This window comes from Cupriavidus sp. FW305-3-2-15-C-LB2, assembly GCF_058787575.1.
The window spans coordinates 321,520-336,214 of sequence record NZ_JBYSZW010000001.1 but is presented as its reverse complement, the minus strand read 5'-3'; the positions used below and the strand labels follow the sequence as shown (position 1 = coordinate 336,214).

The 14,695-nt window shown below is 65.0% G+C and carries 13 protein-coding genes and 1 pseudogene; 4 read left to right on the top strand and 10 right to left on the bottom strand.

Annotated elements, in window-relative coordinates; all coding sequences use genetic code 11:
• From AC3WRR_RS01755 to catC, 3 genes are all read left to right on the top strand, one after another.
• Window positions 1–1,284, top strand: a complete 1,284-nt coding sequence (locus AC3WRR_RS01755; RefSeq protein WP_492295946.1) for an MFS transporter — start codon at window positions 1–3, stop codon at window positions 1,282–1,284.
• Between the two features lie 70 nt (window positions 1,285–1,354).
• Window positions 1,355–1,696 carry a 4-carboxymethyl-4-methylbutenolide mutase MmlI gene (gene mmlI / locus AC3WRR_RS01750; RefSeq protein ID WP_492295944.1) on the top strand — a complete coding sequence of 114 codons (342 nt, stop codon included), beginning with the start codon at window positions 1,355–1,357 and terminating at the stop codon, window positions 1,694–1,696.
• Between the two features lie 93 nt (window positions 1,697–1,789).
• Complete coding sequence (gene catC / locus AC3WRR_RS01745) at window positions 1,790–2,065, top strand: muconolactone Delta-isomerase (protein ID WP_492295942.1); 276 nt, start codon at window positions 1,790–1,792, stop codon at window positions 2,063–2,065.
• 1,182 nt (window positions 2,066–3,247) lie between these two features.
• On the opposite strand, the gene AC3WRR_RS01740 is transcribed toward catC, so the two are convergent.
• Window positions 3,248–4,699 carry an ISL3 family transposase gene (locus AC3WRR_RS01740; protein WP_492295940.1) on the bottom strand — a complete coding sequence of 484 codons (1,452 nt, stop codon included), beginning with the start codon at window positions 4,697–4,699 and terminating at the stop codon, window positions 3,248–3,250.
• Between the two features lie 274 nt (window positions 4,700–4,973).
• Between AC3WRR_RS01740 and AC3WRR_RS01735 the strand changes: the two are divergent.
• Window positions 4,974–5,132 (top strand): annotated as a pseudogene (locus AC3WRR_RS01735) (ATP-binding protein); the annotation flags it as partial.
• A gap of 409 nt (window positions 5,133–5,541) precedes the next feature.
• On the opposite strand, the gene AC3WRR_RS01730 reads toward AC3WRR_RS01735, so the two are convergent.
• The 9 genes from AC3WRR_RS01730 to AC3WRR_RS01690 form a co-directional block, all read right to left on the bottom strand.
• A complete protein-coding gene (locus AC3WRR_RS01730) occupies window positions 5,542–6,624 on the bottom strand; it encodes a formylglycine-generating enzyme family protein (RefSeq protein WP_492295939.1) in 1,083 nt (360 codons plus the stop codon).
• Window positions 6,608–8,323 carry an arylsulfatase gene (locus tag AC3WRR_RS01725; protein WP_492295938.1) on the bottom strand — a complete coding sequence of 572 codons (1,716 nt, stop codon included), beginning with the start codon at window positions 8,321–8,323 and terminating at the stop codon, window positions 6,608–6,610. The genes AC3WRR_RS01730 and AC3WRR_RS01725 overlap by 17 nt, the downstream gene beginning before the upstream one ends.
• A gap of 120 nt (window positions 8,324–8,443) precedes the next feature.
• Window positions 8,444–9,265, bottom strand: coding sequence for an alpha/beta fold hydrolase (locus AC3WRR_RS01720; protein ID WP_492295936.1), 822 nt, complete (start codon window positions 9,263–9,265; stop codon window positions 8,444–8,446).
• A gap of 37 nt (window positions 9,266–9,302) precedes the next feature.
• Window positions 9,303–9,494: a 2-hydroxymuconate tautomerase gene (thmT, locus tag AC3WRR_RS01715; protein ID WP_042877611.1), complete on the bottom strand. Its 192-nt coding sequence runs from the start codon at window positions 9,492–9,494 to the stop codon at window positions 9,303–9,305.
• Window positions 9,495–9,507: 13 nt separating this feature from the next.
• Window positions 9,508–10,296, bottom strand: coding sequence for a 2-oxo-3-hexenedioate decarboxylase (dmpH, locus tag AC3WRR_RS01710; protein ID WP_492295934.1), 789 nt, complete (start codon window positions 10,294–10,296; stop codon window positions 9,508–9,510).
• Window positions 10,293–11,342, bottom strand: a complete 1,050-nt coding sequence (gene dmpG, locus AC3WRR_RS01705; protein WP_492295932.1) for a 4-hydroxy-2-oxovalerate aldolase — start codon at window positions 11,340–11,342, stop codon at window positions 10,293–10,295. Before dmpG ends, dmpH begins: the two co-directional genes overlap by 4 nt.
• Before the next feature lie 49 nt (window positions 11,343–11,391).
• Window positions 11,392–12,315, bottom strand: coding sequence for an acetaldehyde dehydrogenase (acetylating) (locus AC3WRR_RS01700; RefSeq protein WP_492295930.1), 924 nt, complete (start codon window positions 12,313–12,315; stop codon window positions 11,392–11,394).
• 46 nt (window positions 12,316–12,361) lie between these two features.
• Window positions 12,362–13,144, bottom strand: a complete 783-nt coding sequence (dmpE, locus tag AC3WRR_RS01695) for a 2-oxopent-4-enoate hydratase (RefSeq protein ID WP_492295929.1) — start codon at window positions 13,142–13,144, stop codon at window positions 12,362–12,364.
• 21 nt (window positions 13,145–13,165) lie between these two features.
• Window positions 13,166–14,677, bottom strand: coding sequence for a 2-hydroxymuconic semialdehyde dehydrogenase (locus AC3WRR_RS01690; RefSeq protein WP_492295927.1), 1,512 nt, complete (start codon window positions 14,675–14,677; stop codon window positions 13,166–13,168).
• Window positions 14,678–14,695: the final 18 nt, after the last annotated feature.

Here is a 14,695-nt window from a genome sequence, read left to right as displayed (position 1 = left end):
ATGATGACTTGGTACAAGACTGGGACACCCCAGCAAAAGAAGACATTCTGGGCCTGCTATTCCGGCTGGGCCCTGGATTCGTTCGACATGCAGATGTTCAGCTTTCTGCTACCCGCGCTGACGCTCGCTTGGGGGCTGAACAAGGCGGAGGTCGGCGTGCTCGGCACCGTGGCGCTGATCGTCACAGCGATCGGTGGCTGGGGCGCCGGCATCCTCAGCGATCGCTATGGCCGTGCCCGCATCCTGGTCTTTGCCATCGTCTGGTTCACGTTCTTCGGCGTGCTGGCCGGCTTCGCCCAGACGTATCAACAGTTGCTGGTGGCACGCACGCTGCAGGGCCTTGGCTTCGGCGGAGAATGGGCCGTCGGCGCCGCGCTGATGGCCGAAGTCATCGACCCGAAGCACCGCGGCAAGGCCATGGGCTATGTGCAATCCGGCTTTGCTCTCGGCTGGGCGTTGGCGGCGGTGGTCGCAACGCTGCTGCTGGCCTGGTTGCCGCAGGACATGGCATGGCGGGTGGCGTTCTGGATCGGCATCATCCCGGCCTCAATCGTGCTGTTTATCCGTCGCCATATCAAGGACGCTCCCATGTTCGAGCGTGCCCGGCAGAGCAGCGCGCCGCGCGCGTCGCTGGCTTCGGTGTTCAATCGCAGGTACGCGCGCTCGCTAATCCTTTCGAGCGTGCTGGTGATCGGGCTGCAGGCCGGCTGCTACGCCATCCTGGTCTGGCTGCCGTCCCTGCTGAGCCAGCGTGAGGTCGCCGCCACCTCGCGGATCGTCACCGTCTTCATCATGGCCTTCGGCTCGTTCTGCGGCTTTGCGGTGGCGGCGGACCTGTGCGATCGCATCGGGCGCCGCCCCACGCTGATCATGCTGTCGATCTGTGCCTGGATCGTCACCGTCAGCTATATGCTGCTGCCGCTGAGCCCGACGCTCACCGCCATCCTGGGGTTCCTGGTGGGCTTCTCGGCCATCGGCATGTTCGCCGCGCTGGGACCATTCCTTAGCGAACTGTTTCCCACCAACGTGCGCACGACCTGCATGGGCTTCGCCTACAACGTTGGCAAGTCAGTCGGCGCGGGCTCCGTCGTCGGCGTGGGCGTGCTGTCCACCCATATCGGCCTGGCCAATGCCATGGGCGCATTCTGCCTCGCGGCCTATGCGTTCGCGGTCTTCGGCATGCTGCTGCTGCCCGAGACCCGAGGTATTGCCATCGAGAACATCGGCACCGAGGACGACAGCGACACGGTATCGCTCGCCAACCCGGCGCGGGCGCCTTCCTGAAGGGCGTCGGACGATCTCCAGGCCCACAGGGCCATTGACCACGGTTAATTCAACAACAAGGGGGATTCACATGATTCGCATGCTGTACCTGCTGGTCAAGCCAGAAGGCATGACCGACGAAGCATTCCGCGCCGAATGCCTGCGCCACTACGAGATGTCGCACGATGTGCCTGGCCTGCATCGGTACGAGGTGCGCCTCGTCGCCGGGCAGCCGACCGACACCCATGTGCCTTTCTTCGACATCGGGCATGTAGACGCCATCGGCGAATGCTGGTTCGAGAACGAGGCTGACTACGACCGCTACATGGCTTCCGACATCCGCAAGGCCTGGTTCGAACACGGCAAGACGTTTATCGGCCGGCTCAAGCCATTTCGCACCGCATCTGTCGTCGGCGAGAGTAGCGCTGGCTAAGCGCCTTCTTACCCGATTTGGCGCATAGGCTGAAGCCGGACCGGAGGCGGTCCGGCTCCGGTCCCACTTACCTGGAACAGACAAGGAGACACCATGCTTTACTGCGTACAGATGGACGTGAAGATTCCCGACTCAGTCCCCGCAGACCGTGCCGAAGCCATCAAGGCGGCTGAAAAGGCGCGGGCAACCGAGATCCAGCAGGCCGGAAAATGGCCACACCTCTGGCGCGTGGCGGGGCGCTACGCCAATATCAGCATCTTCGATGTAGAAAGCCATGACGAGTTGCATGAACTGCTGTCATCACTGCCCCTGTTCCCCTACATGACCATCCAGGTCACGCCGCTGGCACGACATCCATCTGCGATCTGAGCAGCGTCACCACTGAATCGAAATGACTCGTCTCCGGCGCTGGAAGCTTCGCGCCGGCAAGGCGATACCCGCTGCCTTTGACAGGTATGGCGTTGTCACGCTGGCGGACCCCTCTGATCGGACATTGCAGGACGACGCAGGCCAAGGCGCATACGTTGCAGATCGGCCGGGATGCCAGGCTTGGCCCATCGACCATTTCGCAGACGCCGTCTGCGAAATGCACACCGCCAAGTCGCATAGGTGCAGCCCTAAAAATGGACGCCCTATTTCTCGTCTGCGATTGGAGCGTTCTTCCTGAGCCACGAGAAGTGGGGGACGATCACGGTGCAGATCAGCCTTCCTGAGAAAGGAGCCCCAAGACCTGCGTTCGCAGCCATCTCACGGCCGGGTCTTCATGGTTGCGAGGATGCCATCGCGTCGTAAGCTTGTAGTGCTCGATCGGAATCGGTAGCTCAAAAATGTCGACGATTGCCGCAAAGGCGCAATTAGCATACGAGGCAGCGTGCAAACATAATCGGAGGTGCGCAGTATCTCGGGCACCATCATGACCTGCGGCACCGAAAGCACCGTATTGCGTCGCCGACTCTGGCGGCGTTCTTTACTCACCAGCACGTCCGGACGGATCCGCTTCATGCGAGTGGCGAGACGGGCCCAATCCCGCTTCGGCTGGCCACGGACCTCGGCATCGCTCGGCACGAGCGGTACCCCGACCTCATGGGAATGATTTACGCCGGGCGTGCCGGACGATCGGTTTCGGCCAGGACAGCCGCTGATTGCATGCGGCGCCGGTCACCGTGTTCAATCGGCAACTAGGCAGAGACTCTTCCCTAGCCGCGCCCGTCAAGCGTTCAGACGTTTGCTAACGATCCCAACCGCAAAAACGCTCGAGCAGATCCGCCTCAGTTTCATGGACCTCGACCGGCAGGCTGCCGTGAAGTGTAGTAACCTGCGAGGCCCCGGACCAGTTCGCCGACCTCGAGGATCTGTTCCTTCCGCAATTTGTGTGACGACGGCGGACTCGCGTGGACGACCTTGTCATCGTCTCCCCCGCCCCACTACCACCATTCTTCTGCTTGTTGACAAACGTACGCGGGCCCGCCAGCCTCGTGCCGGCCGCACGAACTCACCCGCCTGCGATGGCGATCGGACTCGCCTGTCCAGCGAGACAAGGCAGGCCGGTGTTCAGTTTGGCTTCAATACCCGCAGCCGCAGAAGCTCGATGGTCGCGCGGCCATACATCTGGCGCTTGAGAAACTTGAGCCGGTTGACATAACCCTCGGTCTGGCCATTGCTCCATGGCAGCCTGAAGGGCGCCCGCACAGCCGGTAAGTCGGCGCGAAGGCTTTGCGCGAACCTACGCATTTCCGCAGCGTCGCAGCACGATAGACGGTTCAACCATCGATCGAAATGTCGCAGACTTCGCCGGTGCATGAGCCCGAGAAACTCCCGCGCGAGGCTGCGGACCTCGCCCACCATGGGTTCGATATTGCACAGCGCCTGCACGAAGCGCTCGTGGTCCGCGCTCTTTGGCTCCTCGACGGCGAGCTTCTTCCATCCGACAAGCCATCCGAACACGCGCCGGGCCGAAGGGCACGGCATCGTGCGCACGGGTACCTGGACAAGCGGTGCCTTGCCTTGCGGAAAGAGAAGGCGGACCAGGCAACTCTGCACAGAGGCACGACTGCCCTTATAGCCTCGCTGCCTGAGTTCTTGCCAGATCAGTTCAGGAAAGCGACAACCTTGGGCGATTCGTTCCTCGATATAGCTGCGATAGGGATCCAAAGGCGTCGGACCCCGCGCCTTGGGTGCGCGCTCGGGGAATGCCTCCGCGGTGACGAACTTGAGCACGGTTTGTTTGCTGATTGAAAGCTCGTGCGCGATTCCTCTGATCGTGCCGCCCTGGGCGCGTAGCGCCATCACTTGCTCGTACAGCGCCAGCCGCGTGGCGCGTCGCTGATCGCTCAGACGCTGCCATGACCGGAGTGAGTTGCGGCTCAGCACCCCCTGCCGGCCCAGGGTCACGCCACCAACCTCGACTTGCTGCGCGGCTTGGCGCAATTGCGGCCCGAGTCGGTACAGCAGCCTCTCGACGTTGTCGCGCAGGTTGCTCAGCAGATGCCATCGATCCGAAACTTGCGTGGCAGCCGGCAGCGCGATGTCGACCGCCTCGGAGTAGGCCCCGGCCCGGTCCCTGGCAACAATATCGATCGATGGGTGCGCACGCATCCACGCGGCCACCGCAATGGCTTCCCTGCCGGCGAACACTTCGATCGGCTCACGTCGCTCCAGGTCGACGATAATCGTTCCGTACTGGTGACCGCGCGCGATCGCCCAATCATCGATGCCGACGACCCGCGGCTGTGGTTTGCGCTTGCGCTCGGGAGCTCTGCGCAACTCCCGCAGCACGGTATCGGCACTGGTGCGCAAGCCCAAGGCCTCAGCAAGCCGGACGGCAGCCTCACCACCAAGGGCGTGGCCCAGCGCGTTCAGCGCCCGAGCCTGCGATCGCGTACGACGTTGATACCGACCGGCCAAGGCGTGGATGCTCTCGGCAAACGTACGACGGGGGCAATTGGCGTTCGTACACTTGAAGCGACGCACCTCAACGGCGAGAACAACCCGCTGCTCGAGCATCGGACGTTCTTCCAGCCTGCGCACATAGCCGCCGTGGCGTCGGTTAGGCAAGCAGGACAAATTGCCGCACGAACCATACTGCAGGCTTCGACAGTAATGGTTTCCCCTCGCGCGTCGCTGGAGACGACGCGCTTACCCACACGGGCGAGAATACGATCGATCCCACCGAGAACTTGGCTCATGGTAACGATTAACCTAGGGCCAGATCGGCCCGAAATCAAGCCCTCGACGCGGCCGTCACACAAAGTGCGGGAGACCCACTTTTATACTTCACGCCGAGTGGTCGGAGGTATTCCCAAACGCTGCCTGCGTCGTCTCGCTGGTTGACCGGCAGGTGCATCGTGCCGAAGTCGTTGCGATCGAGGGCGAGTCGTACCGCGTCAAGGAAGCGCGTGAGCGGGCCGATCAGCGAGCAAAGAAACGCAGCGCGGCCACCTGGCGCCGCCATTTACTGTCGCTTTTAGACCGCCGTCAACAACTGCATACCAACGACAGTGAACGCGACATTCGCGACCACGTGAAAAAGCAGAAGATCAGTAGGGCACGCGCAGCGAACTCGGTCGTCAATGTCGTGACACCTTCTCAAGCTTGAAGAAGACCTGTCGAAAGCTGGGAATCTCGTTCTGGGACTACCTGGCCGACCGCATCTCACACACCAATCACATTCCCCTCCTTCCCCACCTCCTCGAACAGCGCATCGCTCTCTCCACCTGAGCGGCGTGCCGCCGGCTGCCCCGCTTTATTGAGAAGTTACGGGGTGATTGCTAGCGGATATACCGGCTACCGCTAGCGGAATTAGCGATCGGCAACAGCTGCGCGAGACGCAATCTTCGGAAGCACTCTCAGCGATTCAATACCGTGCGAAACCCTACATGGATGGTGGAAACGGTGGCTTCTTGTGGCTGCCGGGACGCGGGCCGGTAACGTACGCAGAAGTCCGGCGCGCAAAGGAAGGAACCTCCCTTTATGACCCTTGCCATGTCAGCTGCATTGCCGTCGCCAGTAACGGCGGCGGGCTCACGAGTTGCGATCAGGGGGTTGACCGCTTGTTCCGGGGCGTGCCCGGGTCGATAGACGTCGGCGGTCCATTCCCAAACATTGCCTATGGTGTCATACAGGCCATAGCCGTTGGCCGGAAAGCAGCCGACAGGCGCGGTGCCGGCATGGCCGTCAGCTTTGCTGTTTAAATGGGGGAAGCGGCCTTGCCAGGTATTGGCCATCTCTCGGCCGTTAGGGCGTGGCACATTGCCCCAAGCATAGACCGCGCCATCCAGACCGCCCCGTGCAGCATACTCCCACTGGGCCTCCGTGGGCAGGGAACGGCCCAACCAGTCTGCATAGGCCATGGCATCCTCATAGGCAATATGGACGACCGGGTGATTGTCTTTGCCCGCTATGGAGCTGCCTGGCCCCGAGGGGTGGCGCCAGTCGGCGCCCGGAACCCAGACCCACCAGCGATAGGCGGCGTCGGCTGGCGCGCCCGATCCGGGCGGCACGAATACGGCGGAACCGGCGGGCCCGGTAGCGCCGCGTCGCTCCGCGACGGTCACATGGCCGGTCGCGCGCACGAAGGCGGCGAACTGCGCGTTGGTGACCTCATGGCGATCGATGGAGAAGGCGGCCACGCTGACGCGGTGGACTTCCCGCTCCTCGCGATAGCCCTGGTCGGAGCCCATCAGGAAGGTGCCGCCGGCAACGCGAACCAAACCGGAGCGGTTGGGCTGGCCGGCGCGGCCGGGGCCAAAGCCGTCCGGCACGCCGCGATAGGCTTCGCACAGGGCGGCGGATTGGGGGGCGGGCACCGCGGGCGATGGGCCTGCTGCTGCCTGCCGGGCAACGCCCGCCGCCGGTTCGGCAGCGATCGCCCGCGCAAGCAGCAGTGCCAGCAGCGCGGCCGCGCCAGCGCGGCTACTGGTCCAGGCCACGGATGTCCTGATAGTAGGAAGTGCCATTGCTATAGCCCTTGCGCTTGTCCAGACCTTCGAACTCCACCACGCCGTTCTCACGCCGGTAATCCTCATAGGCCGCCACCAGTTCCCTGACTTTGTCGGGCCGGCTAGCGGCGAGGTCGTTCAGTTCCGCACGGTCTTTCGACAGGTCGAACAGCTCCCAGCGGTCCTTGCCCCAGGGCGCATTGGCCTGCACGATCTTCCAGTTGCCCTGGCGCATGGCCTTGCGTCCGTTCAGCTCCCAGCCCATACGGAATTCTTCGTGCACGGCGGCACGCTGCCCGGTCAGGAAAGGCAGCATGGAATTACCGCGCATCGGCGCGATCGGTCGTCCGCGATAGGTCTGCGTGGGGGCCTGCACGCCCGCCAGCGCCAGCAGGGTCGGCGCGATGTCGGTCACGTGGGCAGGTACGCTTGAAGTCTGCCCTCGACGCACGCCCGCAGGCATGACCACGATGCCGGGCACGCTGATGCCGCCCTCGTACATAAAGGCCTTGTACAGGTTGAACGGCGTCGAGCCCACCTGCGCCCAGCCGGGGCCATACTCGGCGAACGAGCCTGGCCGGCCCACGTTCTTCAGGCTGTTGTCGCGGTGCTTCTCGGCCCAAGCGCGGGTGGCGCCTTCGTCCAGCACGGTATTGCCGTCGGCACCGTTGTCGGACAGGAAGATCACCACGGTGTTGTCGAGTTGCTTGTGCTGTTCCAGGTAGGCCAGCACCCGGCCGATCTCCGCATCCATCGCTTCGACCATGGCGGCGTAGACTGCCATGCGCCGGGATTCCTGGCGCCGCTGCTCTTCGCTCAAGGCATTCCACTTTGGCCACGCGCTATTGCCCTGGTAGGCCTGCATGTCTGCGGGCACGATGCCCAGCGCCTTCATCCGTTCCAGCCGCCGGGCGCGGATCACGTCATAGCCGACGTCGTACTTGCCCTCGTACTTGCGGATCAGGTCGTCCGGCGCCTGCAAGGGCCAGTGCGGCGCGGTAAAGGCCAGGTAGCCGAAGAAGGGCTGCTTGCTGTCCCGGTCCGCGTCAATGTACTCGACTAGCCTCGAGGCAAAGAAGGTGCTGGAGTAGAAATTGGCTGGAATCTTCACCGGCTTGCCGTCTTCGCGGTACGTGGCTTCCGGCGTCTTGTTCTCGTCGAAGGTGATGATTCCGGTCTGGTCAAAGTGGCTGGCGCCGCCATTGACCATGGCATAGCTGCGGTCGAAGCCACGTGCCGGTGGGCTGTGCTCCTCCTTGACGCCGAGATGCCATTTGCCGGTCATGTAGGTGCGGTAGCCGGCGTCCTTCAGCAATTGCGGAAAAGCCAGCGCCCGTTCGTTCAGGAATCCTTCGTAGCCGGGCTGGCTGCGCTGCTGCGGTGTCATCAGCTCGGCCATGCCGCCGAAGCCGACCAGATGGTTATCGGTGCCCGACATCAGCATGGCGCGGGTCGGCGAGCAGAACGGCGAGGCGTACAGGCTCGTCATCTTCAGGCCCCGGGCGGCCAGGCGGTCCAGGTTGGGCGTGGCAATCTCGCCACCGAAGGCGCCGATATCCGAATACCCGAGGTCGTCGGCGACGATCAGCAGGATATTGGGGCGCGCGTCGCTGGCCTGCGCCGTCGTGTGCGGCGCTACAGCCGCAGCCAGCGCGAGGGCGCCGGCGAGTTTCCACAGTGTGATTTTCATGTCTCCACCATTGTTGTGTGCCGGACGCTCTTCTGTCGCCCGTCGGCGCCACCTCCGAACAGCAGCACCGGCTTCGCCCAGATCGCCTCCGGTGTGTCTACCCGGATATCAGCCGGCCGGCTACTCGCTGAAATGCCTGATCATCAGTTGGTTGAACCGCTCGGCGTGCTCGATCTGCGTCCAGTGGCCGCACTTTCCGAACACGTGCAACTGCGACTTCGGGATCAGTTCCAGCAGCTTCAGCGAGCTGGCGAGCGGGATCACCCGGTCATCCCGGCCATGGACGATCAGCGTGTCGTGCGGCAGCGCGCGGATGCGGGCCTCGTCGCTCGCCAGCGCATCGACCCAGCGCTGGCGCGGCGCGGGGAACATGCTGGAAAACGCTTCCTGATAGCCGGGCCGGATGCTGGCTTCATAGCGCAGCTTCGCCAGGTCGTCATTCACCAGCGTGCGGTCGGACGCGAAGATGTCGAGCAGCGTGCGCATGTTCCCGATAGACGGGGTGTAGCCCCAGGCCGCGTCGAGTCCTGCCGTCAGCGGGAATTTCGTGCCGGCGCTGCCCATCAACACCAGCCGGCCGACGCGCTCGGGGGCCCGGATGGCCAGCGCCAGCGCCAGTGCGCCGCCGAACGAGTTGCCCACCACGTGGGCGCGCCCAATATCGAGCGCATCGAGCAACCCGAGCGCATGCGCTACCCAGTTGTCCATCGAATAGCGATAGCCGGCCGGGCGCTCGGTCTCGCCGAAGCCCGCCATGTCCGGCGCGATCACGCGGAAGTGCTTTGCCAGCGCCGGCATGGTCAGCCTCCAGTTGGCATACGCGGTGACGCCCGGGCCCGAGCCGTGAATCAGCAGCACGGGCTGGCCCTCGCCCAGGTCATGATAGTTAGTCTCGATACCGTTGGCCGCGATGCGACGGCCGATTTCCGGATTGGATTGCATTGGAACTACCCCTTGTCAGCTTAACTCAGGCTGAGCTTCAGCGCCCGCGCTGCTTTGCGCTCTGCCCGCCGATGCCGAAATGCGCCTTCGGCATCTCGGTGATGATCACGCGCACCGATTCGACGGGTGCGTCAAGCGTGCGATGGATGGCTTCGGTGACCTCGGCGATCAGCCGCTCTTTCTTGTCATCGTCGCGGCCCTCAAGGATGTACAGATGTGCGATCGGCATGATGGCCTCCTCGTCAGATAAAGCGCAGGCTGACCGATCCCATGCCTTGCACGCGCAGCGTCACGTTGTCGCCGGGCTCGACGGCCACGGCCTCGGTGATGCCGCCCGACAAGATCAGGCTGCCGGCCGGGATGGATTCACCGCGCGCACCAAGGTGGTTGGCCAGCGCCGCGACCGCGGCGGCCGGGTGCCCCAGCACCGCCGCACCGGCCCCGAACGCCGCCGCCCGGCCGTTCTTCTCGAGCACGATGCCGAGCGTGCGCAGGTCGACGCCCTCCACCGCCAGCGGCTGGCCGCCGACGACGAAGCGTGCCGCCGAGGTGTTGTCGGCCACCACGCTCTTCAGGTCGAACTTGAAGTCCCGGTAGCGGCTGTCGATGACCTCGATGCCGGCCACGATGAATTCGGCGGCGGCGAGCACGGCGCCGATATGGCAGCCGGGCCCTTTCAGTTCGGTCTTGGTCACAAAGGCGATCTCGGGCTCGACCTTGGGGTGGATCAGTTCTGCGGTGCGGCACTCGCCGCCGTCAGGCAAGCCATAGGAGTCCACCAGGAAGCCGAACACCGGCGTATCCACGCTCATCTGCCGCATCTTGGCGTGCGACGTCAGCCCCGCCTTGTAGCCGACTATGCGGGCGCCGCGCTCCAGCAGGCGGTCGCGGATCGCGTCCTGGACCGCGTAGGCGTCCTCCCAGTCCATGCCAGGATGGTCGTCTGTGATCTTGGGCGTATCGCGCGCCTCGCGCACGCAATCGTCGAGGTGCGCGGCCAGCGCCGCGATGGTATCGGTCGACAGGTTCATGCTGTTTCCTTCTGTGCCGTGGCCGCATGGCGCTGCCTGGCGAGCGTTAGCGCGGTATCTTCAATCATGTCTTCCTGGCCGCCCACCATGCCGCGCCGGCCGAGTTCGACCAGGATGTCGCGTGCCGGCACGCCGTATTTCTCGCCGGCGCGCTTGGCGAATAGCAGGAACGAGCCGTAGACGCCGGCGTAGCCCAGCGTCAGCGCATCGCGATCGACGCGGATCGGGAAATCCATCATCGGCACGACCAGGTCCTCGGCGACGTCCTGGATCTTCCACAGATCGACGCCAGTCTCGATGCCCATCCGGTCGCAGACCGCGACGAAGACCTCAAGCGGCGTATTGCCCGCGCCGGCGCCCAGCCCGGCCGCCGCGCCGTCGATGCGATTGGCACCGGCTTCGACGGCCGCGAGGGAATTGGCAATACCCATCGCCAAGTTATGGTGGCCGTGGAAGCCCAGTTCGGTCTCGGGCCGCAGCGCCGCGCGTACGGCGCTGACACGCACCTTCACGTCATCGGGCAGCATGTAGCCGGCCGAGTCGGTAATGTAGAGGCAGTTGGCACCATAGCCTTCCATCAGCTTCGCCTGCGCGACCAGTCCTTCCGGACTGTTCATGTGGCTCATCATCAGGAAGCCCACGGTATCCATGCCGAGCTTGCGCGCCAGCGTGATGTGCTGCTCCGATACGTCCGCCTCGGTACAGTGGGTCGCCACGCGGATGGTATGGACGCCCAGCTCGTGCGCCTGTTGCAGGTGGTCGACGGTGCCGATGCCCGGCAGCAGCAGCGCCGAGACTTTGGCCTGCTTCAGCAGCGGGATCACGGCACCGAGGTACTCGGCATCGGTGTACGCGGGGAAGCCATAGTTGACCGACGAGCCGCCAAGGCCGTCGCCGTGGGTTACTTCGATCAGTGGCACGCCCGCCGCGTCCAGCCCGGTCGCGATGGACCGCATCTGTTCCAGGGTCATCTGGTGGCGCTTGGGGTGCATGCCGTCACGCAGCGTCATGTCGTGGACGGTGATTCGCTTGCCTTGAAGAGTCATGGCCATTTCCTTGTTTGGTGCGATCGTTGGGATGAGGCGCATCGGCCAGTCAGGCGGCGGTTGCCTCCGGGGGGGCCAGCGCAATGCGGCCCGCCAGCAGTTCCTCAGCGAACATCTCGGCCGTGCGAGCGGCAGCGGCCGTCATGATGTCCAGATTGCCGGCATAGCGCGGCAGGTAGTCGCCCAGCCCTTCCACTTCCAGGTAGACCGACACGCGCTTGCCGTCGAACACCGGCCCGTTGACCAGCTTGTAGCCCGGCACGTAGCGCTGCACGTCGGCGATCATCGCGTTCACGGAGTCGACGATGCGCTGCTGATCCGGCTCGTCTTCGGTCAGGCAGTGCACCGTGTCGCGCATAATCAGCGGCGGCTCGGCGGGGTTGATCACGATGATGGCCTTGCCTTCCTTCGCACCGCCCACCGCCTTCACTGCCGTTGCCGTGGTGCGTGTGAACTCGTCGATGTTCTTGCGCGTGCCGGGGCCGACCGAGCGCGACGACACCGTCGCCACGATCTCCCCGTACGCCACCGGCTGCACGCGAGAGATCGCGTGGACCATCGGGATCGTGGCCTGGCCGCCGCAGGTGACCATGTTGACGTTCATCTCGCGCGAGCCGAGGTGTTCCTTCAGGTTGACCGGCGGCACGCAATATGGCCCGATGGCGGCCGGCGTCAGGTCGATCATCATCACGCCCAGGGCGTTCAGCTTGCGGCTGTTCTCGGCATGGACGTAGGCGCTGGTCGCGTCGAAGGCGATCTGCACGTTGTCGGCGATGACGTGCGGCACCAGGCCGTCGACGCCTTCGGCGGTGGTCTTCAGGCCAAGCTCGCGGGCACGCTTCAGGCCGTCGGACTCCGGGTCGATGCCGACCATCCAGACGGGTTCGAGCACCGGGCTGCGCATCAGCTTGGCGAGCAGGTCGGTGCCGATGTTGCCCGGGCCGATCAGCGCGCAACGTATTTTTTTGGTCATGGGAATGTCCTTGTGTCTTTTGTCTGTCGATGAATCCGCCGGCGCTTCAGGCGAAGCGCACAGAGCACGCACCGATCCCGCCGATCGAGACGCGGAAGCTGTCGCCCGCCGCGACCGGCGCCATCGCCGCCAGCGCGCCCGACAGGATCACCTCGCCCGCCTTTAGCGGGATGCCGAGCCGACCGAGCGTGTTGGCCAGCCATGCCACCGCATTTACCGGCGAGCCCAGCGCGGCCGCGCCGGCGCCGGTGCCGATCACCTCGCCGTTCTTCTCGAAGACCATGCCGCACGTGGCCAGGTCGACGTTGCGCGCACTGACCGCCTTGTCGCCGAGCACGAAGACGCCGCACGAGGCGTTGTCTGCGACGGTGTCGCCGATCCTGATCTTCCAGTCGCGGATGCGCGAATCGACGATCTCGAAGCACGGCATCACGCATTCCGTGGCAGCCAGCACCATGGCGTTGGTCACGCCGGGACCGATCAGGTCACGTTTGAGGATGAAGGCGATCTCGCCCTCGGCCTTGGGCTGGATCAGCGTATCCAGCGGGATGCATTCGCCCTCGCCGTAGACCATGCCCGACAGCAGGTAGCCAAAGTCCGGCTGGTAGACGCCGAGCATGTCCATCACGGCCTTGGAGGTGACGCCGACCTTCTTGCCGATGACGGTCTCGCCCGCGTCGAGACGGCGTTGCACGAAGCGCTGCTGGATGCGGTAGGCGTCGTCGACCGACAGGTCCTCGAACTGCGAGGTCAGCGGCGCGATCGTCTGGCGCGTGGCCATGGCGTCGTAGAGCCGGTCGCCCAGCGCTTGAATCAGGGTGGAGTCCATGAAGGTGTCCGATGAAGTGAATCAGAGCTTGATGCAGACGTTGCGCAGCTCAGTGTAGAACTCGAGCGAATGCACCCCGCCCTCGCGCCCGATGCCAGACTGCTTGGCGCCGCCGAACGCGGTGCGCAGGTCACGCAGGAACCACGAGTTGACCCAGGCGATGCCGACCTCGATAGCACCGGCGACGCGATGGGCGCGCGCCAGGTTGGTGGTCCAGATCGCGGTGGCAAGACCGTACTCGTTGGCGTTGGCGCGGCCGATGACCTCGGCCTCGGTGTCGAACGGCATCACCAGTGCGCAGGGGCCGAAGATTTCTTCGCGGGCGATGGGCGCGTCGTCGCCCAGGCCGGTCCAGATGGTCGGCTGGACCCACGCCCCTTCGCGCAGTTCGCCCGGCATGTCCGGCACGCCGCCGCCGGTAACGACCGTTGCGCCCAGCTCGACGGCCTTGCGGTAGTAGGACAGCACCTTGTTGCGATGCTCCTGGCTGATCAGCGGGCCCAAGCCGGTCTCATCCGCTTCGGGCCGCCCCGGGCGCAGCCGCTCGGCACCCTCCTTGAGTGCGGTGACGAAGCGGTCGAACAGCGGGCGCTCGACGTAGACGCGCTCGGTGCCCAGGCACACCTGCCCGGCGTTGGCGAAGCACGAGCGCAGCGTGCCTTCCACCGCGGCATCGAAGTCGCAGTCGGCGAAGACAATGGCGGCGTTCTTGCCGCCCATCTCCAGGCTGACCGGCCGCGCACCGTCGGCGGCGGCTTTCATGATGGCGGCGCCGGTGCGGGTTTCGCCGGTGAAGGTGATGGCGTTGACGCCGGGATGGGTCGTCAGGAATTCACCCGCAGACTGCGGGCCGAAGCCGTGGACGACGTTGTAGACGCCGCGCGGCACGCCGGCGGCATTCATTACCTCGCCCAGCAGCGCCGCCGTCTGCGGCGTCTCCTCGGACGGCTTGACCACGACGGTGTTGCCGCACGCCAGCGCCGGCCCGACCTTCCACGTCATCAGCAGCAGCGGCAGGTTCCACGGGCAGATCACGCCGACCACGCCGACCGGGCGGCGGATCGCGTAGTTGATCGCGCCTGCGCCATCGGGCGTCGGCATCTCGAAGCTTTCGCCGGGCACGTTCTTGACGACGTCGGCGAACACCTTGAAGTTGGCCGCGCCACGCGGGATGTCGATATGCCGGGCGAGGCTGACTGGCTTGCCGGTGTCGGCGACTTCCGCTTCCAGGAAATCGTCGAAGCGGCGCTCGATGCCGTCGGCCACGGCATAGAGGATCTCGACGCGCTGCGCGACCGTCAGGCCGCCCCACGGGCCGGACAGTGCCGCCCGCGCGGCCTGCACGGCGGCGTCGACCTCGGCGCGCCCGGCCTCGGCGACGCGCGCGATCAGGCGGTTGTCGAGTGGCGAGCGCTTGTCGAACCAGTTGCCGGTGCCCTGGTACTCGCCGTCGATGAAGTTGAGGATCTGCCGCACGGCGGGCCGGGTAGCGGCCTGGCCGCTGCTGGCAGCGATCGGTGTTGTGTCGTACATGATGGTCTCTACGGTGGT

Coding starts and splice junctions, on each gene's coding strand:
- AC3WRR_RS01755 (WP_492295946.1), top strand. CDS start 1: ATGATGACTTGGTACAAGACTGGGACACCCCAGCAAAAGAAGACATTC.
- mmlI (WP_492295944.1), top strand. CDS start 1,355: ATGATTCGCATGCTGTACCTGCTGGTCAAGCCAGAAGGCATGACCGAC.
- catC (WP_492295942.1), top strand. CDS start 1,790: ATGCTTTACTGCGTACAGATGGACGTGAAGATTCCCGACTCAGTCCCC.
- AC3WRR_RS01740 (WP_492295940.1), bottom strand. CDS start 4,699: ATGCTCGAGCAGCGGGTTGTTCTCGCCGTTGAGGTGCGTCGCTTCAAG.
- AC3WRR_RS01725 (WP_492295938.1), bottom strand. CDS start 8,323: ATGAAAATCACACTGTGGAAACTCGCCGGCGCCCTCGCGCTGGCTGCG.
- AC3WRR_RS01720 (WP_492295936.1), bottom strand. CDS start 9,265: ATGCAATCCAATCCGGAAATCGGCCGTCGCATCGCGGCCAACGGTATC.
- thmT (WP_042877611.1), bottom strand. CDS start 9,494: ATGCCGATCGCACATCTGTACATCCTTGAGGGCCGCGACGATGACAAG.
- dmpH (WP_492295934.1), bottom strand. CDS start 10,296: ATGAACCTGTCGACCGATACCATCGCGGCGCTGGCCGCGCACCTCGAC.
- dmpG (WP_492295932.1), bottom strand. CDS start 11,342: ATGACTCTTCAAGGCAAGCGAATCACCGTCCACGACATGACGCTGCGT.
- AC3WRR_RS01700 (WP_492295930.1), bottom strand. CDS start 12,315: ATGACCAAAAAAATACGTTGCGCGCTGATCGGCCCGGGCAACATCGGC.
- dmpE (WP_492295929.1), bottom strand. CDS start 13,144: ATGGACTCCACCCTGATTCAAGCGCTGGGCGACCGGCTCTACGACGCC.
- AC3WRR_RS01690 (WP_492295927.1), bottom strand. CDS start 14,677: ATGTACGACACAACACCGATCGCTGCCAGCAGCGGCCAGGCCGCTACC.